Here is an 18,913-nt window from a genome sequence, read left to right as displayed (position 1 = left end):
CCAGTCTAAAGCTGCTCTATCATGCCAAATCCAGATCCTGTCATAGTCCCAATCCCATTCTCCACCAAATACTTCTGCAAATAAGCCTCAGCCTCCAATTCAAAAATCCCAACCGAGCTTTCAATATGTATCTCGTGGCAATAAACGACTACTTTCTTCATCGAAATTGGCGTTATTTTCAATTTCTCCAAATCATAACGAGCTTGCTCACCATGTGCTTCTACCAAATACGGCAACATATTTCTTTTCAAAGTTGCCTCAAATTCGGCATCCTCAAAACTGTAAAACCAGTTTTTGAATGTTTCCCTATCATGATTTCGACTTACAATAGGAGAAAGCGTTTTCAAAATAGTGCGATTACCGCTAATTTTTTTCTCTGGAATCATTTGGATATTTTTTACAGTAATATTATTTTCAGCTCCAAATAAAACTTTGCTACCTCTCAAACTGATTAATGCATTATAAAAAATGACTCCTGTTTCTGCATCTCCCGTTGAAAAATTAATAATACAATTAGCTTCTTCAAGATTAATTTCTGACTTATTATTCTGTGGTTTAGGTAAGTAAACTGAAAAAGTATACTTCTTATGTTTGTTCCCGCCAAATAAATCTTCGTATCTCTCTGGGTTTGATTTCGTAATTCCCGCTTTAAAAAGACTAACAATTTTACTTCGAAAATCTTTAGGGATTTTTTTAGAATCAAAGTCACAATTTATCTTCAATCTCACTGTTTTCCCACCTCCATTCCATAAGATAAATTTAACATAAAAAAACGCCCAAATCAATTGCAATTAAAGGGGTTTCGATTTATTGTGTTATTTTGAACATTCAACTATTCTATTATTTGTTTATTTCACTTTTATCTAATAAAAAAAATCTCTCCTTTTTGTTATTTTTTAAAATTTACTAAAAACAGACTTGTAAACGCTTTCTATCCATGCTAAAATCATTCTATAAACAAATATCCTTATTCAGGAATGTTACCAACTTGGGCATAACCTAGATAAATGGAGAATTGGCTTTTTGGGCTAGTTTTCGATTTATCTGGGTTTTTATTTTGCTAAAAACTTACAAAAAAGGAGAATAAGATGAAGAAAAATATTTTTAAATTGATGATGGCGTTATGCGCAGTACTATTAATTGCAGGTTGCGGTAACAGCACATCTGCAGACAAAAAAGAGACAAAAGAAACTAAAGAAGATGGCACTGTGACATTTTATGTAGTACGTCATGGTAAAACAATGTTAAACACAACTGATCGTGTACAAGGTTGGTCTGATGCGGTTCTTACTCCCGCTGGTGAAGAAGTAGTTAAAAGTGCTGGTAAAGGCTTAAAAGACGTTGATTTCTCTGCAGCTTACAGCAGTGACAGTGGTCGTGCTATCCAAACTGCAAACTTAATTTTGAAAGAAAGCGATAAATCCGCTGATAAAAAAGTCGAAACAGACCCACGTTTCCGTGAATTCAATTTCGGTTCTTATGAAGGCGATTTAAATGAAAATATGTGGACTGATATTGCAAAAAGCCAAGGTAAAACTTTAGAAGAATGGCAAAAAGCTGGTATTTCTCCAAAAGGATTTGCGGATAGTGTAGCTGCTCTTGATAAAACTCGCGTAAAAGAAGGCGAAAACTGGCCAGCAGAAGATTACGCAACTATCCAAGCTCGACTAAAAGAAGGCTTAACAGAAGTTGCTAAGAAAGAAAGCGAAAATGGCGACAGCAATGTATTACTAGTTTCCCACGGCTTAAGTATCGGCGCACTTCTTGATACTATCGAACCAGGATACAAACTTCCTGCTGAAGGTATCAAAAATGCAAGTGTAACAAAAATCACTTACAAAGATGGTAAATTCACTATTGGCGATGTAAATGATTTAAGCTACGTGGAAAAAGGTTCTAAATAAAATCCTATATTTTTATGCCACACATAAATCTAAACAAATAAAAGAGGAGATACTTTTGAAAAGTATCTCCTCTTTTATTATCTTGCTATTAAAGTGTCACAAATCGCATGGGCCATGATATAGGAAGATACGCTACCAAGCACAAGTTTTTCAACCCGATTCATTCCGGTAGCTCCACAAATAATTAAATCTGCTTGAAATTCTGCTGGAATATCAGTTGATAGTAAGATTTTAGGATTGCCTTTAGCTACAAAAGTTTCTACTTTCGCCACCCCAGCTTTCCTCGCTATATCGGCATATTCATTTACGCTTGTTTTTAATTCTAATTCTGCTTTTTCTTCTAAACTACCATCATAAGAGACATTTGGAGAAAAAGCTCGTAAATCAACAATGCTTGCAATACCAAGAACACCATTTAATTTCAGAGCTAGTTCTACTCCTTTTTCAAAGGCTAATTTCGCTGGTTCCGAACCGTCCACAGCTACAAGAATGCGATGATATTTTTCCATAATTATAACCTCCTACAACTTTTCTTATAGTATTCAATACCCTATAAAAATAATTTTAGGCTTCTTTTCAGATGTTTAAGATTTGCGTTTTCTGAAAAGAATGAGAGCCGTCAAACTAAGCATTGCTCCTGCTGAAACTATTGGAAGAGTGCCTAGTCCCGCATCGCCGGTTTTTGGAAGGTTTTTAGTTTTTGGTTGGTTTGTTTTTGTTGCTACATTTTCATTAGTTACGAGTGTAGCCTTTTCTGCTTTTTCTTGCACGTTAACTTGTTCTTCTGCGTTTTCACTAAGGATTTCTGGAAGTTTTGTGACTTCTGAGATTGGTTTTTCATCTTGTGTTGAGTTCTTTTCTTCGGATGCAGGTGGTGTTGGGTCAACTGTTTCGCCGTCCGCATCAGTGACTGTCACAATAACTGTTACAGGATCTGCTTTTTGGCCGCGCTCATTTTCAGCATTTAATGTTACGGTGTATTTTCCTGGTGTGGTTAAATCTACTACTTTATTAAAATCGCTCGTAAGTGTCGCGTTTCCTGTTACAGCGGAATGAATCTCGTTTAAAAATTCGTCGACTGATTTAGTTGTTGCTTTTTTATAAGAAATAGCAGGATCTGCTGTGATAACAGGTTTTTCATGTACAGTTACCTTTACTGTCACAGGAGTTGCTTTTAGCCCTGCCGCATTTTCTGCGTTTAATGTGACCGTGTATTCGCCCGGTACATCTAGTTTTACTACTTGGTTAAAATCACTTTGGACAAGAGTGCCATCGTCCGTTTTAGCGTTAACATCTTTTAAAAATTGCTCTTCTGTTGTTGCATCGTATTGATTATAGTCAAAACTTTCATCGGCTGTTAAATCTAACGTATGGCTAATATCAAAATACTGATCGTAAGTTCCGCTTGAAACAACATAAGAAGTCATATTCGGTGGTGTAGGATAACTACCTGTCGGAAAATCATAGCGCGCATTATATTCAATTTCCGTTAAATTATCAAATTCTTCTTTCGTTACGCCACTTACTGTAATGCCATCATCTGTAATTGTAAGACGTGAACTTGGAAGTGCCACATCGTTAAAACCTAAGTACGTGTTACTTGCAGAGTTGGATTTAGAAAAAGGAGCAACTGTCCCATCAAAGCTAGTTAATGGCTTTGGCATCATCGAAAATGGTAAATATAACGTTTGGTTTGCTTCGTTAAAATCAAGTTTGCCTGATTTAAGCGTGATGCGCGGATTTGTCCGACCGGTATTTTGTCCAAATGCTGCTAAAGCTTTTAAGTTACCATTTTTAAAACTCTCAAAATCATTTAAAGGTCGAAAATCATCAATTCCATCAAATTGTACAAAAAGCGTTGTTAATGCTGGCAAAGAGGCTAATGCAGAAATATCCGTGATTTTCATTGAATTTTGGGCATATAGGTAGGTAAGTTTCGGTAATTTATTAAAATTATTGAAAATATTATGTGTTACTTCGCTGCTACCGATACTCAAGCTCTGTAAATTAACTAACCCGTTTAAATCTACAAAAAAGCTATCTTTCACATTGTCACCACTAACAGTTAAGTAAGTCAAAGATGTTTGGTTTTTAATTGGCTCTAGGGTTTGAATGTTTGTATTGTTAAGTGTAAGTGTTGTAAGATTTTCCGCTTCTTCTATACCAGTAAGATCAGTATAATTACTTCCAGCAAGAGTAACGGTTTTGATTGTTGCTAGTTGGCTTTTAGTGATTGGAGCATCCGCGGGTTGTTTGAGTAGTCCATTTAGATAGGCTCTTAAGTTTGTATCAGGAATATTTACGACCTCTGCGGTTTCATCTGCATGAACTGCCGTTGTAGGATAAATCATTATAAACATACAAATAGTTACGAGAAACATTTTTAGAACTTTTTTCATTTATGGTCTCCTTAATGTTTGATTTCTTTCCAAAGTATAACGTCCTAAAAATTAACTCTCAATACGTTTTCGTAAAAAAATTCACATTTTATTTGATTTAATATTCATATTATTCAGTTTATAATACTGATAAATCGCTTTAAACCAACAAAGAAAACGTTTTATTTATCAGAAATAAAAGTTTTGAAAATTCAATTAACGTAACATTTTGTACACAAATAGACGTTTTATCACTAATTTTAAACTCTCTGTTTTCTATTTATTTAAAAACTTATCAAATTCCACTTGTAAATAAAGCTTTTTTAATGAGAAAAAAGTAGTGCGCTTACCATCATTTCTTCGCCCTATTTATGCTATACTGTTGATATTGACAGAAAAAGGGGTATATTTATGAACAATGAGCAAAACATGAATCAACAAATCGCTTTATTTTACTTCGGCTATAAAGCATTTACAGAGACCGCTGATTTAATTATTGCCAAACATTCACTAAAAAGATTACATCATCGCATTTTGTTCTTCACTGCACGGATGCCTGGACTTACGATTAACGAACTTCTAACCTTTTTAGAAATATCGAAACAAGCTTTACACCAGCCACTTGCAGAGTTAAAAGATCGCGAACTTCTTACAATTGAACAAGGCACTCGCGACAAACGCCAACGCTGTATTTTCTTGACCTCAGCTGGTAAAGAATTAGAAAATGAACTTGGCGCTGCACAACGAAAACAGATGGCGGAAATATTCGCTAATACTTCTGATACTGATGGCTTACATTTTACCGAAGTAATGGAAGGCTACGCAAAAAATCGACCTGGTGCAGCTTTAATAAAAGATTTTAAGGAGTGACGGATGATGGAACAAATTTTATTCATTCAAACTGGCTTTGGTGTAGATGTACACGGCCAAAATATAACTAAAGCGGCTGAACGCGCTGTAAGAAATGCGATTTTCACTAATTCGATGCCCGGAATTCAAGGACTCCTTCCAGAGGGCGATTTACAAAACATGGTAGTGAATATCAAACTAGCTTTACCATGCGATGCTGATAAATTAGACGAAGATTCCATTCGCGCCATTATCCCTTATGGCACAGTAACAATCGAAAAAATGGCTGGCGGCATGATGACAACAAGCGGCATTTTCTTGGAAGATAAAGAAGACAAGAACGACTTAATGTATATTGTCAACGCTTCTGTTGAAACTGGATATTAAGAAAAAACCATCTGATTTTTAGTCAGATGGTTTTGCTTTTATTAAATAATCCAAAATAGCTTCTAACATTTGCTTATTATCCCGAGGAACACTTTTACCTCGCATTAATTCGATGCTTTGAACGTATTTACCCGGTGTGATAAATTCCCCATCAATTTGCAAAATGGTTTCTATTCCAGCCTTTTCCATTTCAAAATGAAATTGTAAACCGATAATATTTTCTCCGTATATAAAGCCTTGATTTAAGCAACCTTCGCTAGCAAACAAACGAGTAGCACCATCCGGCAACGAAAATGTATCTTGATGCCAATGAAATACGTCGAGCGATTCAGGAAAAAACGCTAATTTTTCGGATGTTCGCTTAACAGGAAACCAGCCGACTTCCTTTTCTTTATTTACCGTAATTTCACTACCAAAAGTCGCTGCAATTTGCTGAGCACCAAGACATACACCAAATACTGGTTTATTTTGCTCACTTAATCGTCTTATCAAGGCCCTCTCTTCCAATAACCAGGGGAATTCAGCTGTATCATTTATCCCCATCGGTCCTCCAAGCACAATTAAAAAATCCGCGTCTTTTGGAACATATTCATTTTCTTCAAATAACGTATGTATCTTTAACTGATGCTGATTTTCTCTCGCCCAATTCGCTATAAGTCCAGGTCCTTCGTGCGGCACATGTTGCAATACATCAATAATCAATTTATCAGCTCCCGTCATTTTTTTCTATTATGACGGAATTTTAGGGTTTCCGCAACTAGGCTAAACTATATGTTATTTTCACTTTGAATCTTGATATTTTTCGAAAACTTGTTGCTTGATTGCTTGGTAATTCTTTACTTCATCCTTGCTCTCAGAAATAAAATCGTATTTTTGAACTTCGCCAAGTTTGTCAAAATCTGCAAGAATACCTTGTTTTTCTTGGAGATTTTCACTGAATTTACCGTAACCCATGCTAACTATAGAACTTACTTTATCGTCGCTTTCGTTAAGAAACAAGGTATATTCTTTATTTTTTTCAAGCGCAATATAGTTTTCAACCGCGACATATTTATCATCACTTAAATACCACGGTTCCGAGATATCTATTTTCTCGCCCTTTTTAAAATTACCTTTGTAGTTTTTTAAAATCTCTACTTCACTAATTGTACTTCCATTTTTACCGATGTCTTTATTCTGTAGAAATTTCACTTTAACAATAGAATCACTGCTCGCTGTTAGTTCCTCCAAATTTGCTGGAATAGTGTAGTCCGCTCGTATAGAGATCGTCTTCGAAATGGCAGTTTCTTTCGTTACCCCTTCGTTTTGTGATGAACAACCATATAATAAAACTGCGAGTAGCATAAGTGGCATTAAAACTTTTTTCATGAAAATGTCCTCCAGATTATTTAATAATTTCTTTAAAGCCGCTTCCTACATTTACATTTCACAATAAGTAACTAAACAAAAATGGAAGTTAAAAAATTAAAGATTGATATATCATTTACATTTCACAATAAGTAACTAAAACTTTTAACTGTCTGAATGTAGTTTATATCTTCAACTTGATTTACATTTCACAATAAGTAACTAAAACGGTGTTTGCACATGTTAAGGGAGTCATGTTCACGCAATTTACATTTCACAATAAGTAACTAAAACATCAAACGCGACTGTTGAATGAATTTCCATTTTGTATTTACATTTCACAATAAGTAACTAAAACGAAACACACGCTCTTTTCGATGTAGACCAAACAACATTTACATTTCACAATAAGTAACTAAAACCCGTGCACTTTTCTTCTTACTCCCATCTTACCTCAAAAGGCTGTTTCTGTCGACCTGTTCAAAATCAGATGAAATCTACTTTTGCCAGCATACTTTTTCAAAGCAAATATCTCCAAACTCTGCTTCCTCCAAGCATTCACAACTTTCTGTCGGTCTTCGGTGTTTTTTACGTTACTGCTGGTCGACAGATTACTAAAAACAAAAAAACAGCACTATGCTAAGTTACTGTTTTTAAGTTTAATATTTAAAATAACGGATGCAATGAACGGTTTTCTTGGACGCCTTCGATTGCGCGGCCTAGGATGCGTCCAATGGAAATCGTGGTTAGTTTTTCGAATTGTTTTTCTTCTGGAAGGTCGATAGAGTCGGATGTAATAACTTCTTTGATTCTTGAGTTTTGCAAACGTTCAGTCGCGTCTCCAGCCATGACTGAATGGGTTGCGCACGCGATTACTTCTACTGCCCCTTTTTCAAGTAAAATGTCAGCTGAAGTTGTGGCACGTACACCTGTATCAATAATATCATCGACAACGATTGCGACTTTGCCTTTCACGTCGCCGATAACGCTCATAATCTCATCTTCGTGCGGTCTTGGTTTACGATTTAAAATGGCAATTGGCGCATTTAACCGATCAGCAATTCTACGTGCACGAACAACACCACTATGGTCTGGTGCGACTACAACAACGTCCTCTTCACCGTATTTTTCAATCAAATAATCACCGATAAGTGGAACTGCTGACAGATGATCGATTGGAATATTGAAAAAGCCTTGAATTTGAGCTGCATGCAAATCAACCGTAATTAAACGATTTGCTCCCGCACGTTGGATTAAGTTTGCCATTAATTTGGCAGTAATAGGTTCTCTTGAGCGTGCTTTTCTGTCCTGACGAGCATAGCCATAATAAGGCATAATTATATTAATTGAGTGCACGGAGGCGCGTTTTAAGGCATCTACCATGATTAAAAGTTCCATTAAGCGTTCATTTACGTTTGCATTCATTGATTGAACAACATACGCGTTAGTACCGCGGATACTTTCCTCAATATTAATTTTCACTTCTCCATCACTGAACTTCTGGAGCTCCACCTCACATAAAGGTATATCTAGATAATCTGCAATTTTTGTCGCAAGTGGTCTCTCACTCGTCACAGAAAAAAGTTTCATTTTGCCTGTCATTGCTATCTCCTTCCGCCGTACTAATTTCTTCTCCTTATTATTATATAGAACTGTCTGAGGGTTGTCTACTAGCTAAAAATTCTTCATGGAAATGAAATAAGCATTAGCGCGAACTAATGCTTGTTTCACTATATTACAATTAAAGAATGCCTCCGAACCAATGAAGTCCGTAATATACAATCCAAGTATACCACTGAGTCCCTACAGCTAGAGAAGTTACTTCTACAGCATCTTTCGGTATATTATAGCCGATTTGACCAGCAAGTTCTGTCATCAGTGGTGCCGCTGCGCCTGATAGGTAGAGGGTAATAATGACGATAACGATACCTGTAAAAATACCTCTAAACAAATTACCTTTTGATGGCACAATGGCAAAAATCATATAGAATGGTAATGCCGTTAAATCAGCTAAAGGTAATACTTTATTGCCTGGCAAAATGAATGCCAAGATTAAAGTAATTGGAATCATTAAAAGTCCAAGTGAAAGTACAAATGGGTGTCCAATCCCAACTGCTGAATCTAGTCCGATAAATAGTTCGCGACCTGGGAAACGTTTTTCCATGAATTCATGGGCAGCTTCTGAAATAACGGTAAGCCCGTCCATTAAAAGCGAAACCATCCGCGGAATAAGTACTAAACTAGCTGCAATTGTTACTCCGGTTTGCAGTACTTGGCTTAGTGGCATTTGCGCAATTGCTGCAAGTCCACCACCGATAATTAAGCCCATCAGCATTGGTTCGCCGAAAATACCTAAGCGGGTTTGAACTTTCTCTGTGGACCAATTGATTTTCCTAACGCCAGGAATTTTTCCAAGTAACCAGTTCATCGGATAACCAACAAGAGCCCACCCAGAAGTTTGAATTTGTGGTAGGGAAATTCCATCCAAACCTAATACATCCTCTACATCTTTTTGTGTCCAGTCAGCGATTTTGAAAATAATTGCCATATTAATAATCGAACTAAGAATAGCAATAATCATACTACCGGTCGTTAAGTAAAGTGCACTCGCGATAAAAAGCGGCTGCCAGTAGTTCCAAATATCAACATCCATTGTTTTCGTCCATTTAAAGGCAATCATTAAAATATTAGTTGCAATAATTGCGACGAAAACAAATGGTACTACTTCAGTTCCCCATGCGAGTGATGACCCGACTCCCCAGCCGATATCCGTCGCGGTTAATTTGAAATTATAATTTTCTACGAGTGCTTTTGTTACTGGTGTAATGGTCGTTAACATAAGTGAAGTAATAACGCCTAGTCCAACAAACCCAACACCAACTGTTAATCCTGCTTTAAAAGCTACACTAATTTTCTTGCGGAAAATCACACCTAGAATGGTAATGATAATTGGCATCATAACTGTTACACCAAGTCCGATAATATATTTAAAGAAATCTAGAATAATATCCATTTTGTGCCCTCCCTTTAATCTTGAAGTATCGCGAGTATTTCATCGATTGTTTCTTGTTTTTTAAGGCCTGTTAAAAATGATCTCCCAATAACAACCGGTACATCACCAACATCGCCTGTAACAGTCGTTGAGCTAACAATAATGTCTGGCTTGGATGTACTTACTTTTGATGCTACTTCTTGAACCGTGCATTGACTAATTTCATATGGAATGCGCTTTTCATCTAAAACTGCACGTACTTTTTTGGAAATAACTGTGGAAGTCGCAATTCCAGTCCCACAACATACATAAATTCTCTTCTTTTTCATCTTAAAATCCCCCTATCATTCTGGGAAAAATAATACTTTCCCGAAAAATTCATTTCTTTCATAGATTCGCTCAAAAACTTCTGGTCCTTCAGCAAGTGAAAGACGATGTGTAATCATTGGCTCAATGTTGATTTGTTTATTGGCTAGGAAGTGAATGGTTGTTTGCCACTCTTTCCCTGGAAATGGTGCGGAAATTGCGTTCCATGAACCCCAAACAGTAAGCTCGCTCCGAACAATTTTTTCAAAATAGAAACGTTCGATTGTTACATCCGCGTATGGAATTCCAAGGAAAACGACGCCTCCACCTTTTTTGGCATAGGCAAAAACTTGGGCAGATGTAATGGGTGATCCCGCTGCTTCTACAACTAAATCAGCGTTTAGATCATCTGTATGTGCAGCGACTACTTCTAACGGATCTTCTTTTAAAGAATTAATAACGACGTCTGCTCCTACTTCTTTTGCAAGAGCTAACTTTTTATCGTCTACATCAATTGCAATAACTCTTTTTGCGCCAAAAACTTTTGCCCATTGAATTGCTAGCAAACCGATATTGCCGCTTCCGACAACAACGACATCATCGCCTGCTTGTAATTTCGTATGATAAAACCCATGAACGACTACTGCGGAAGGTTCTACAAGTGCAGCAGCTTCATAATCTAATTCGTCTGGTATTTTTACTACATTTTCTGCTGGAAGTTTGATATACTCAGCATAGGCTCCGGGATGTCTTGCTCCGATTACTGTTAGCTTCCGACAGCGGGCGAATTCGCCTTTTTTACAGTATTCACACTCACCGCAATAGAGTGCTGGGCATCCGGCAGCCCTATCACCAACTTCAATATCCGTTACCTCACTACCAACCTCAATCACTTCTCCTGAAAATTCATGTCCCCACACCATTCCTGGTACGTACGGACCAAGTTTACTGTATCTCGAAATATCAGATCCGCAAATCCCAACCGTTTTCACTTTCAAAATAACATCATCTGGCTGTTCGATTGTTGGCATATCCGCTTCTTCATAACGCAAATCTCTTTTTCCATATAATTTTAAAGCTTTCATTCTGTTAAAACTCCTTTCGATAACTTCTCCAAATTCGCTTCGATATCTCCTTCAAATAAGTAAGATCCTACAACGATTAAATCCGCACCTGCAAGTGTACATTCTTTCGCAAGTTCGGCATTCACTCCGCCGTCTACTTCAATTTGAATAGGACGGTTTCCAATATACGCCTTGGTTTTTCTGATTTTTTCTAAACTTGATTGGAAGAATTTTTGACCACCTAATCCTGGATTTACAGTCATAAGCAAAATACAGTCAATATCATCTAACACGTATTCCAAAGTGCTTGGTGGTGTACCTGGATTTAACACAACTCCCGCGCGAACTCCGTAACTTTTAATTAGTTGAATTGTACGATGCAAATGAGTCGTCGCTTCTTGGTGGACTGTAATCATATGTGCGCCTGCTTCCACTAATCTTGGAATATAACGGTCTGGTTCATACACCATCATATGAACATCAAATTGAAGTTTTGTGCCTTTTTTCATCATTTTGATTTGATCTGGACCAAAAGCAATATTCGGAACGAACGAGCCATCCATCATATCTACATGTAATAAATCGATGCCATTTTTCTCTAAGACTTGTAACTGTTCATTAATTCTGCCAATGTCTGCTCCAAAAACAGACGGAACTATTTTTGCCACTATTATCACCTCAAGATTGAATTTCTATGATTTTTTGTAACTTTTCTTTGTCACTTAGTTTTAATTTTTGTTGACTAAAATGGAGTAATTTAGTTGATTCTGGTGCATTTCGGGCTGATTTCACCCAAAATTCATTTCGGCTTGGCACGAGAATGTACCACGGTAGAGCTTTTTTCTTTGTTTGCCACGCTGCATATAATTCGTCCAGCTCCCACGTTTTCATTTCTGCTAACTGATTCATTTTTTTCGGTAAGTAGTATGCGAGTGTCCACTTGGCGTATAAAATGGTGGTGGCGTAGATCATTACTATAACCATAAAAACCAGCATATTATCTTCAATTAAGTTAACGACAAACCTACCTGGACTTCCTATTAGCCAGTCTACAAAACTTGCAAAAAAACTCCCCATCTATTCCCGACCTCCCTTAATTATTCTTAGAAAAATGTTCTATTGCGGAAAGAACATCTCCCGTTTCTTGCGCTTTAAGTAAGGTCGTCATCACCTCCTCGTCTTGAATAAGTTGAATAAGTGTTTGTAGCATATCTAGTTGTTCATCGGCACTCCTTAGCGCCATCATAAAGACAATTCTCACATCAATTGCTTCGTTATCAGAGGCCATTTCAATAAATGAAACGGGCTTCTTGAGTATTCGTACAGCCACCACTGGCCGAATAACATGTTCGCTATCTGTATGCGGAATGGCAACCCCGGCGTGCGCGGTTAGTAATCCGGTTGGAAAAACTTTTTCCCGTTTAATTACCGCATCTTTGAAACTCGGCTTTACAGCGCCTACTTCACATAACTGTTCCGCCATTTCCGCAAGTAATTTTTCTTTATCCTGTTCGTTTGAAAATCGAACCATTTCTTCTTTAAAATATTCTAATACATCCAAATTGCATCCCTCCGACTGGCTGCTTGTTTATTTATTTAATAATTTGTTTCCAACGGCACCACCAGGATGGATGACGGAAAACTGCTCTTTTGTGTAATTCATATAGGTCATTAAGCAAACAATAACTGCATCAAAACTTGCAATAACAGCCATTGTACTTGCCGTTGCTAACATATTAAAAGGGTCTGGTTCTTTACTTACACTTACTGGGAAAAAGACATCTGCTTCATTGGCGATAACGGATTCTGGGTTTTCTGTTACGCCAATCAATGTACTTCCTTTTGTTTTACAAGCAGGAATTAAATTAAGTAATTCGCCTGTATTCCCACCTTTTGAAATGAGAATCAATATATCTTCTTTTTGAAGTACGCCAAGAGTCCCGTGCACAGCATCTGATGGGGTTAAAAAGACGGCTGGACGTTCGATACAATTGAAAGAATGTACTAATTTTTTCGCAGCGACGCCGGACGTTCCACAACCAGATACGACTATTTTCCCTGTGCACTTGGCGATTTTTTCAACAGTTTTAACGAGGGCCTCTTCACTTGTTACTTCCGGCAAACGGGAAATCGCATTTGCTTCTTCTTGCCATGTTTGGTGAATATTATTTAAAATAGCTTGTTTATCCAAAATTTATTCATCCTCTCTAATTACTAATTGGTTGATTGTTTGCATGACTTTTTCTTTGGTTGCGTTTTCAAGTAAATCGTCTAAAATTTGGTGATTCTCTGCTAAATGAACGATTTGATAAAGTGCTTCAATATGTTGCTCTTTATCCACGGGTGCGATGACTATTACGAAATGAACTTGTTCTGTTTCTGAAAAAAATACGCCATTTTTCACGACTAAAAGAGACATAGCGAGTCGATTCACCCCTGCATTAGGCATTGCGTGTGGAATGGCAATATCTTCACCGATAATAATGTACGGATCGTGGAATTTATGGTTATCAATCATGGTCTTTACATAGTTTGCTGTAATTGCTTGTTGCAGTAACAGCGGCTGACTAGCTAACCGAATCGCTTCTTGATAGTTTTTAACATCCTCACAAATCATGATGTTATCTTCGGTGATTAAATCATGTAAATAGACTTTTTTCACACGTTTATTTTCATTTGTAGCTGTATTAGCGGACAAAATATCAATGATTCCATCTCGTATTGCATTCGGATCCTTTATAACGGCGTTACGCTCCACTACTTCCATGATTTTATCAATACTTGTGAGCTGATTTCCCATTCCAAATAAGTTTTGTAAGACGTGTTGCCGCAGTTGTGTTTTTTCGATATCGTTCATAAATGGCTGAACAACAAAGACATTTTCACCATCTTTTAATGGAATGGAAGAAAAAACAATATCAACTTCTGCTTTAAAAAAGGCGTATTCACGAACAGATATAGTTGGATAAAAATGGATTTCCGGGAATAGTTTTACTAAAATATTTTCCATGATTTTCGAAAAAGTAACCCCACTCGGACAAAGAACAATCGCTCGTTTTTGTTTATGATAAATATCGTTTTGCGGAATCATATCGCTACCGATGAACAACGAAATGAAGAATATTTCGCCTGCCGGGATTTCGCGACCAATAAATTTCGCAAGTGGGTCAAAAGCTTCTTTCACAATAAAGTTAAGCGCCTCGAATTCTTGATTGAATTTTTCATAAAGTGTATCTTCCAAATTCATTTGGTATTTAATCCGGTAATAGGCTGGTTTTAGATGTAAGAGTAATTTTTCAATTAAGATATGTTTGTTTTTAAGGGAAACAAGTGCTTTTTTCTCGAATAGGTCTAAGCATGTGAGGACAACTTTTTCCAAGTCTTCTGTTAATTTTTCAGTTAAAATTTCGCCGGAAAAGATGTTTGTTGTAAGAAGTTGTAATGTGATGAAAAGTCGCTCTTGTTCTGGAACTGGGCCGGTTTTTTCGAGCAAAATATCGGTAATATGGTATTCTCGCGTGTCTGAAAGTGATTTCTCGTCAATATGAAAAGCAGTGTCGATTAAGCGCCGGTCTCTGATTCTTAAGAACATCACGGATAGCAGATAGGGTAGTAATTCGATTTGTTCATAGGTGAATTTTATTTGCATCATCGCTTCTGCTTCTTCAAGTGTGCGGCGAATTTCCATTAGTTGGACTTTTTCAATTCCTGAATACGATAAGAAATAGTGTTCTCCTCGAAACATCTCTTTCACACTACTAACAACTTGTGTCAGAACCTTGCGCAGTTCCCACTCACTGCCTGCCAACTGATAACCCGATGCTCTACTATAAGTGACAGTAGTTTCTTTAGGAAGTAATTTTTGTGCTACTTTTAAATCACGAAGAATAGTGTTTTTGCTTACTTGAATCTTCGTTGTAAAATGGGCGAGGGATAGTTCTTCTTTTGCTGTTAAAAGCATCAGCAAAATTAAATTAGCACGTTCATTTTCAGAAGGTAAGTATTCTACGCTTGGATCTCGAGTTTCTTTTTCAGAAAATAGCGCTGTAAGCTCGGGTTCTAATATAAATCTGCCGTTTTTGGAACGCTTTACTTCTGGATAATTTTTCCACTTAAGCCATTCGTTTACTTTCTGAAAACTATAGCTGATTTGGTAACGCGATAATTTATACTTTACTTCGAGTTGTTTATTTGTAATGTTCGGATTTTTTATGACTTCTTGAAATAGTGTTTTACTTCTGTTATCCAGATACATGCGTCTCCCCCCCTTTGATAGCCTAATTATAGCATAGGGTTCGGCGCTTAAGAATGCGCTTTCATCACAAGTTTTCTCCACACACTTCCACAACATGAGAAGGAGATTGTTACTTTTCGTACAATGTAGCATCTTTATTAAAGACACGAATTGCTTCTACTGCTAAAACTTTGTTGGTCATTTGCGAATAAATTTCATAAGGAATTGTTACCGTATCTGCGCCACTTTCATAAGCTTGCATTACTTGCCCACTATGTTTAAAGCTCGCTGCCATAATTTGTGTTTTAAGCGCCTTTTTATCAAAAAAGTGACGCATTTGGGCGATTTCTTTAAAAGGATCGATGTTCGCTGCGCTCATCCTATTCACATATGGGGCAACAAAATCTGCACCAGCCAAGGTAGCCGCGATTGCTTGATCAGCCGAATAAATAGCAGTTCCTAAGATTTGAATGGTTTTATCCTCTTTTTTGAGTGTGTCTATGACGTTAATACCAGCCTCATGTGCCGGAATCTTAATAGCTATTTTTTCTTTCCCAAACGTAGCTAATAACATGCGTGCATCTGCCAAAATTTCCTCATAGCTAAAACCAACTGTCTGTACAAAAACTTGTTTATTTGTATGTTCTAAAATATGATTAATTGCTGTTTCTCGATTACATTTTTCTTTTACTAAAATAGTTGGGTTCGTTGTAATTCCTTTAAAAATGGAACTGGTTTGAATTTTTTTCACGTCATCTAAATTAGCTGAATCTAAATGCATTTTCCCTCACCTTTCTTGGATAATTTCTCTTAGTGGCGCTAGTTTTTCTTTATAACTACCTGGCTTATCGTTAAACAATGCCGCTGTTCCAACGACATAGACATCTGCGCCAATTGGTTCAAGCAACCGAACTGTTTCTTCAAAAATATTACCGTCTACTTCAATTAATGGTTTATTGGTATGGCTTTCAAGCTCTTTTTGAAGTTGCTTGATTTTTTCTAGTACATGATGCTGGAATTTTTGCCCGGCGAATCCTGGGTTAACAGTCATCATTAAAACCATATCGACTTTCTCTAAAAATGGATAAATCTGTTCAATCTCTGTATTCGGGCTGATGGCAATGGATGGTTTGATTCCTAGCTCCCGGATGTGGTTTATAGTCGCATCGACATCAGGTGAAGCTTCTACGTGAAAGGACATATAAGCCGGCTTTATCGCCGCATACAAATCTACAAATTTATCAGGGTTCACTGTAGCTAAATGGATATCTAGTAGCATATCTGTATTGTTTTTTATATCTTGAAGGACATAGGCGCCCATTGCTGCATTTTCTACAAAAACACCATCCATCACATCACAATGGAGCATCTTTACGTTTGCTTGTTCGAGTGCCCGGAGTTCGTCAGCGAGATGAAGCGAATCTGCGCACATAATGGAAGCCGCAATCATTTTCATTTATCTTCCTCCCGTTCCTCAAGTTCCGCCAATTTTGCGATCCTTGTCATATGTCTCCCGCCTTCAAATTCCGCCGCAAGCCATGTATCAAGTAAGAGTAACGCTAGACTATCGCCCAGAACACGTTCACCAAGACAAAGAACATTACAGTTATTATGTCGCCTCGTCATCATTGCTGAAAAAGCATCTGAAACGACAGCCGCACGAACACCTTTTATTTTGTTGGCTGCCATAGACATTCCAATCCCTGTTCCACAACAGAGCACACCTAAACTGTTTTCGGTTGCAACAAAGTGTCCTACTTTAGCGGCATACTCTGGAAAATCCACGCTTTCTAATGAATAACAACCAAAATCTTTTACTGTGTAGCCGCTTTCAATTAAATGCGCACGGATTTTTTCTTTCAACTGAAATCCGCCATGGTCAGCTGCAATTGCAATTTCCATGTTATCCTCTCCTTTCTCACCTTGATTGTAGCACCGGTATTTCCGAAAATGTTAAACTGTTCGTCACCATTTTTCTCTATTCAACTCCGCAAGATGGTAAATTAGCTCTATCCACAAAAAAAGGCTGAAAAAGCAATGAGCTCTTTCAACCTTCTATGAGTTATATCAGCCTCTTAATTCGGCTTGGATTTCTTTTAGTTTTTTAGGAGTTACATCGTCTCCAAGTGGATCAATAATTGTTACGTGATGTAAATTATCTTGCACTGTTCCTCGAATTTTCTTCAAATATTCTTGACGAAGGGCAGCTTGTCTTTCTTTTTCAAAAGCAGTTAATCCTTCACTTTTTTGTTTTGCAGCAAGTTCATTAATATTTTTTAATAACAATTTCATGCTATCCCTCCTATCATTATCGAGTTACTTTTAATAAGTAACTAACCAAATTATAATACAAAGGTCAATAAAAGTCAAACTTCTTTTTCGAGCATCTTTTCAGGATTTCGTACTTTTGTTTTTTTGCGTTCATAAATAAGATCCATTAATGCGCCCGATCCGAGCAAGACGCCAACAATGATAAAAACGAACCCGACTAATTGTGGAATTCGAATTGCTTCTCCAAGGAAAAGTAATGCGCCAATAAGCGAAAACAATGGATTGAAATTCATAAAAATAGCCGAGCGCGACGGCCCAATTTTCCCAACCGCATAATTATAGACAAAATTACCAAAAGCCGTTGCAACTACAGCCGAAACAACAAACAAGAGCCACAGTTTCCATGAATGAACCGCTACTAATTCTGACATGCCAGCAGGCTCCATGAAGCGACTTAAACCAAACAACATAACCGAACCAAGAAACAGCATATATCCCGTCATCAGACCCGTGTCCATCGAACCAGCGAGCTTTTTAATAATAATGAAACTAAATGCCTGGGAAGCCATCGCGATAAAAATGTCGATGTCTCCCAGTGAAATCCCGCTAATTCCCGTTCCATTAGAAAGAACAACCAAACTCACGCCAAAAATCCCTGCTAAAAAGCCGACCGCTCGCCAAGCCCCAATCCGTTCACGGAGAAAAACCACAGAAAAGATCGCCACCACAATCGGCGCAGAACCAAGAATAAGCCCAGCATTCGTCCCAGTCGTCAGCTTCAAACCGTTCGACAAGAAAAAATGATGAATAACAATATTAAAAATACTCGCGAGGAAAATTAAACCAAATTCCCGCTTTGTAGGCAGACGTAATTTTTTGGTGATAAATAAAATAATAATAACGGTAATCGCTGCAGTGAAAATCCGAAATGATGTCATCGTAACAGTCGGAAAATAGCTAACTAATACCTTCGTCATCGTGACATTAAAACCCCAACTCGCCATCACTGCAATTAATAAAAAATAAAGTCCTATCGGCGCTTTCTCTTTCTGCAAAACAAACACTCCTTTTTTATAGAAAAATGCCCCTTAAATTACTTTAAGGGGCATTTCATAGCGTCATCTTCCGCAGCCTTCCACAAAGCTATAACGCGGAAAATGGGGCAGTGAAACTTAAGTCAC

22 protein-coding genes and 1 CRISPR repeat array are annotated in these 18,913 nt (G+C 37.3%); of the genes, 3 read left to right on the top strand and 19 right to left on the bottom strand.

The genetic code is table 11. The annotated features are described in order from the left end of the window. Positions 1-5 precede the first annotated feature (5 nt). A complete protein-coding gene (gene cas6, locus HCB45_RS12565; RefSeq protein WP_185620122.1) occupies positions 6-728 on the bottom strand; it encodes a CRISPR-associated endoribonuclease Cas6 in 723 nt (240 codons plus the stop codon). 360 nt (positions 729-1,088) lie between these two features. Between cas6 and HCB45_RS12560 the strand changes: the two genes are divergently transcribed. Then, positions 1,089-1,904 (top strand): histidine phosphatase family protein, encoded by an 816-nt coding sequence (locus tag HCB45_RS12560; protein ID WP_185620120.1) that lies wholly within the window; start codon positions 1,089-1,091, stop codon positions 1,902-1,904. A gap of 77 nt (positions 1,905-1,981) precedes the next feature. On the opposite strand, the gene HCB45_RS12555 is transcribed toward HCB45_RS12560, so the two are convergent. Both HCB45_RS12555 and HCB45_RS12550 read right to left on the bottom strand, forming a co-directional pair. After that, complete coding sequence (locus HCB45_RS12555) at positions 1,982-2,413, bottom strand: universal stress protein (RefSeq protein WP_003765536.1); 432 nt, start codon at positions 2,411-2,413, stop codon at positions 1,982-1,984. 75 nt (positions 2,414-2,488) lie between these two features. Further along, positions 2,489-4,303 carry a LapB repeat-containing protein gene (locus HCB45_RS12550; protein WP_185620118.1) on the bottom strand — a complete coding sequence of 605 codons (1,815 nt, stop codon included), beginning with the start codon at positions 4,301-4,303 and terminating at the stop codon, positions 2,489-2,491. 390 nt (positions 4,304-4,693) lie between these two features. Between HCB45_RS12550 and HCB45_RS12545 the strand changes: the two genes are divergently transcribed. Both HCB45_RS12545 and HCB45_RS12540 read left to right on the top strand, forming a co-directional pair. After that, entirely contained in the window at positions 4,694-5,152 is a 459-nt protein-coding gene (locus HCB45_RS12545) for a MarR family winged helix-turn-helix transcriptional regulator (protein WP_185318019.1), read from the top strand. A gap of 6 nt (positions 5,153-5,158) precedes the next feature. Continuing rightward, complete coding sequence (locus tag HCB45_RS12540) at positions 5,159-5,518, top strand: Lin0512 family protein (RefSeq protein WP_160465930.1); 360 nt, start codon at positions 5,159-5,161, stop codon at positions 5,516-5,518. Between the two features lie 18 nt (positions 5,519-5,536). Here HCB45_RS12540 and HCB45_RS12535 read toward each other — a convergent pair whose 3' ends face one another. The 16 genes from HCB45_RS12535 to HCB45_RS12460 form a co-directional block, all read right to left on the bottom strand. Continuing rightward, on the bottom strand, positions 5,537-6,220 hold the full coding sequence (locus HCB45_RS12535; RefSeq protein ID WP_185620117.1) for a type 1 glutamine amidotransferase: 684 nt from the start codon (positions 6,218-6,220) through the stop codon (positions 5,537-5,539). A gap of 78 nt (positions 6,221-6,298) precedes the next feature. Then, complete coding sequence (locus tag HCB45_RS12530) at positions 6,299-6,886, bottom strand: netrin-like domain-containing protein (RefSeq protein WP_185608078.1); 588 nt, start codon at positions 6,884-6,886, stop codon at positions 6,299-6,301. 49 nt (positions 6,887-6,935) lie between these two features. Beyond that, positions 6,936-7,287: a CRISPR direct-repeat array (repeat unit 29 nt; unit sequence ATTTACATTTCACAATAAGTAACTAAAAC). Between the two features lie 244 nt (positions 7,288-7,531). Beyond that, positions 7,532-8,467, bottom strand: a complete 936-nt coding sequence (locus tag HCB45_RS12525) for a ribose-phosphate diphosphokinase (RefSeq protein WP_003765526.1) — start codon at positions 8,465-8,467, stop codon at positions 7,532-7,534. A gap of 139 nt (positions 8,468-8,606) precedes the next feature. Further along, positions 8,607-9,878, bottom strand: coding sequence for a PTS galactitol transporter subunit IIC (locus HCB45_RS12520; RefSeq protein ID WP_003765524.1), 1,272 nt, complete (start codon positions 9,876-9,878; stop codon positions 8,607-8,609). 14 nt (positions 9,879-9,892) lie between these two features. Further along, on the bottom strand, positions 9,893-10,186 hold the full coding sequence (locus tag HCB45_RS12515) for a PTS sugar transporter subunit IIB (protein WP_003721293.1): 294 nt from the start codon (positions 10,184-10,186) through the stop codon (positions 9,893-9,895). A gap of 15 nt (positions 10,187-10,201) precedes the next feature. Further along, on the bottom strand, positions 10,202-11,248 hold the full coding sequence (locus tag HCB45_RS12510) for a galactitol-1-phosphate 5-dehydrogenase (protein ID WP_185620116.1): 1,047 nt from the start codon (positions 11,246-11,248) through the stop codon (positions 10,202-10,204). After that, on the bottom strand, positions 11,245-11,895 hold the full coding sequence (gene rpe / locus HCB45_RS12505; protein WP_033533373.1) for a ribulose-phosphate 3-epimerase: 651 nt from the start codon (positions 11,893-11,895) through the stop codon (positions 11,245-11,247). Before rpe ends, HCB45_RS12510 begins: the two co-directional genes overlap by 4 nt. A gap of 10 nt (positions 11,896-11,905) precedes the next feature. After that, a complete protein-coding gene (locus HCB45_RS12500; RefSeq protein ID WP_185608076.1) occupies positions 11,906-12,304 on the bottom strand; it encodes a hypothetical protein in 399 nt (132 codons plus the stop codon). A 16-nt stretch (positions 12,305-12,320) separates the two neighbouring features. Further along, on the bottom strand, positions 12,321-12,788 hold the full coding sequence (locus HCB45_RS12495) for a PTS sugar transporter subunit IIA (RefSeq protein ID WP_185620114.1): 468 nt from the start codon (positions 12,786-12,788) through the stop codon (positions 12,321-12,323). 27 nt (positions 12,789-12,815) lie between these two features. Then, positions 12,816-13,418 (bottom strand): KpsF/GutQ family sugar-phosphate isomerase, encoded by a 603-nt coding sequence (locus HCB45_RS12490; protein WP_185620112.1) that lies wholly within the window; start codon positions 13,416-13,418, stop codon positions 12,816-12,818. A gap of 3 nt (positions 13,419-13,421) precedes the next feature. Next, the gene (locus HCB45_RS12485; protein WP_185318013.1) at positions 13,422-15,482 is read right to left on the bottom strand and encodes a BglG family transcription antiterminator; all 2,061 of its coding nucleotides are present in this window, start codon (positions 15,480-15,482) and stop codon (positions 13,422-13,424) included. Between the two features lie 109 nt (positions 15,483-15,591). After that, positions 15,592-16,242, bottom strand: a complete 651-nt coding sequence (locus HCB45_RS12480) for a transaldolase family protein (RefSeq protein ID WP_185620110.1) — start codon at positions 16,240-16,242, stop codon at positions 15,592-15,594. Positions 16,243-16,248: 6 nt separating this feature from the next. Further along, positions 16,249-16,917, bottom strand: coding sequence for a ribulose-phosphate 3-epimerase (locus HCB45_RS12475; protein WP_185620108.1), 669 nt, complete (start codon positions 16,915-16,917; stop codon positions 16,249-16,251). Then, complete coding sequence (gene rpiB, locus HCB45_RS12470; protein ID WP_185620106.1) at positions 16,914-17,363, bottom strand: ribose 5-phosphate isomerase B; 450 nt, start codon at positions 17,361-17,363, stop codon at positions 16,914-16,916. The genes HCB45_RS12475 and rpiB overlap by 4 nt, the downstream gene beginning before the upstream one ends. A 165-nt stretch (positions 17,364-17,528) precedes the next feature. Then, positions 17,529-17,753, bottom strand: coding sequence for a DUF896 domain-containing protein (locus HCB45_RS12465; protein ID WP_003721282.1), 225 nt, complete (start codon positions 17,751-17,753; stop codon positions 17,529-17,531). 74 nt (positions 17,754-17,827) lie between these two features. Next, positions 17,828-18,787 (bottom strand): DMT family transporter, encoded by a 960-nt coding sequence (locus HCB45_RS12460; RefSeq protein ID WP_185620104.1) that lies wholly within the window; start codon positions 18,785-18,787, stop codon positions 17,828-17,830. Positions 18,788-18,913: the final 126 nt, after the last annotated feature.

The organism is Listeria farberi, assembly GCF_014229245.1.
In the GTDB taxonomy this organism is placed as follows: Bacteria; Bacillota; Bacilli; order Lactobacillales; family Listeriaceae; genus Listeria; species Listeria farberi.
Note: the sequence above shows the minus strand (reverse complement) of the source record. Positions and strands in the feature narration are given on the sequence as shown.

Bases quoted from the DNA above. Each gene is read 5' to 3' on its own strand.
- HCB45_RS12560 (WP_185620120.1), top strand. From the start codon at position 1,089: ATGAAGAAAAATATTTTTAAATTGATGATGGCGTTATGCGCAGTACTA.
- HCB45_RS12555 (WP_003765536.1), bottom strand. From the start codon at position 2,413: ATGGAAAAATATCATCGCATTCTTGTAGCTGTGGACGGTTCGGAACCA.
- HCB45_RS12550 (WP_185620118.1), bottom strand. From the start codon at position 4,303: ATGAAAAAAGTTCTAAAAATGTTTCTCGTAACTATTTGTATGTTTATA.
- HCB45_RS12545 (WP_185318019.1), top strand. From the start codon at position 4,694: ATGAACAATGAGCAAAACATGAATCAACAAATCGCTTTATTTTACTTC.
- HCB45_RS12540 (WP_160465930.1), top strand. From the start codon at position 5,159: ATGGAACAAATTTTATTCATTCAAACTGGCTTTGGTGTAGATGTACAC.
- HCB45_RS12530 (WP_185608078.1), bottom strand. From the start codon at position 6,886: ATGAAAAAAGTTTTAATGCCACTTATGCTACTCGCAGTTTTATTATAT.
- HCB45_RS12525 (WP_003765526.1), bottom strand. From the start codon at position 8,467: ATGACAGGCAAAATGAAACTTTTTTCTGTGACGAGTGAGAGACCACTT.
- HCB45_RS12520 (WP_003765524.1), bottom strand. From the start codon at position 9,878: ATGGATATTATTCTAGATTTCTTTAAATATATTATCGGACTTGGTGTA.
- HCB45_RS12515 (WP_003721293.1), bottom strand. From the start codon at position 10,186: ATGAAAAAGAAGAGAATTTATGTATGTTGTGGGACTGGAATTGCGACT.
- HCB45_RS12510 (WP_185620116.1), bottom strand. From the start codon at position 11,248: ATGAAAGCTTTAAAATTATATGGAAAAAGAGATTTGCGTTATGAAGAA.
- HCB45_RS12500 (WP_185608076.1), bottom strand. From the start codon at position 12,304: ATGGGGAGTTTTTTTGCAAGTTTTGTAGACTGGCTAATAGGAAGTCCA.
- HCB45_RS12485 (WP_185318013.1), bottom strand. From the start codon at position 15,482: ATGTATCTGGATAACAGAAGTAAAACACTATTTCAAGAAGTCATAAAA.
- HCB45_RS12480 (WP_185620110.1), bottom strand. From the start codon at position 16,242: ATGCATTTAGATTCAGCTAATTTAGATGACGTGAAAAAAATTCAAACC.
- HCB45_RS12475 (WP_185620108.1), bottom strand. From the start codon at position 16,917: ATGAAAATGATTGCGGCTTCCATTATGTGCGCAGATTCGCTTCATCTC.
- rpiB (WP_185620106.1), bottom strand. From the start codon at position 17,363: ATGGAAATTGCAATTGCAGCTGACCATGGCGGATTTCAGTTGAAAGAA.
- HCB45_RS12465 (WP_003721282.1), bottom strand. From the start codon at position 17,753: ATGAAATTGTTATTAAAAAATATTAATGAACTTGCTGCAAAACAAAAA.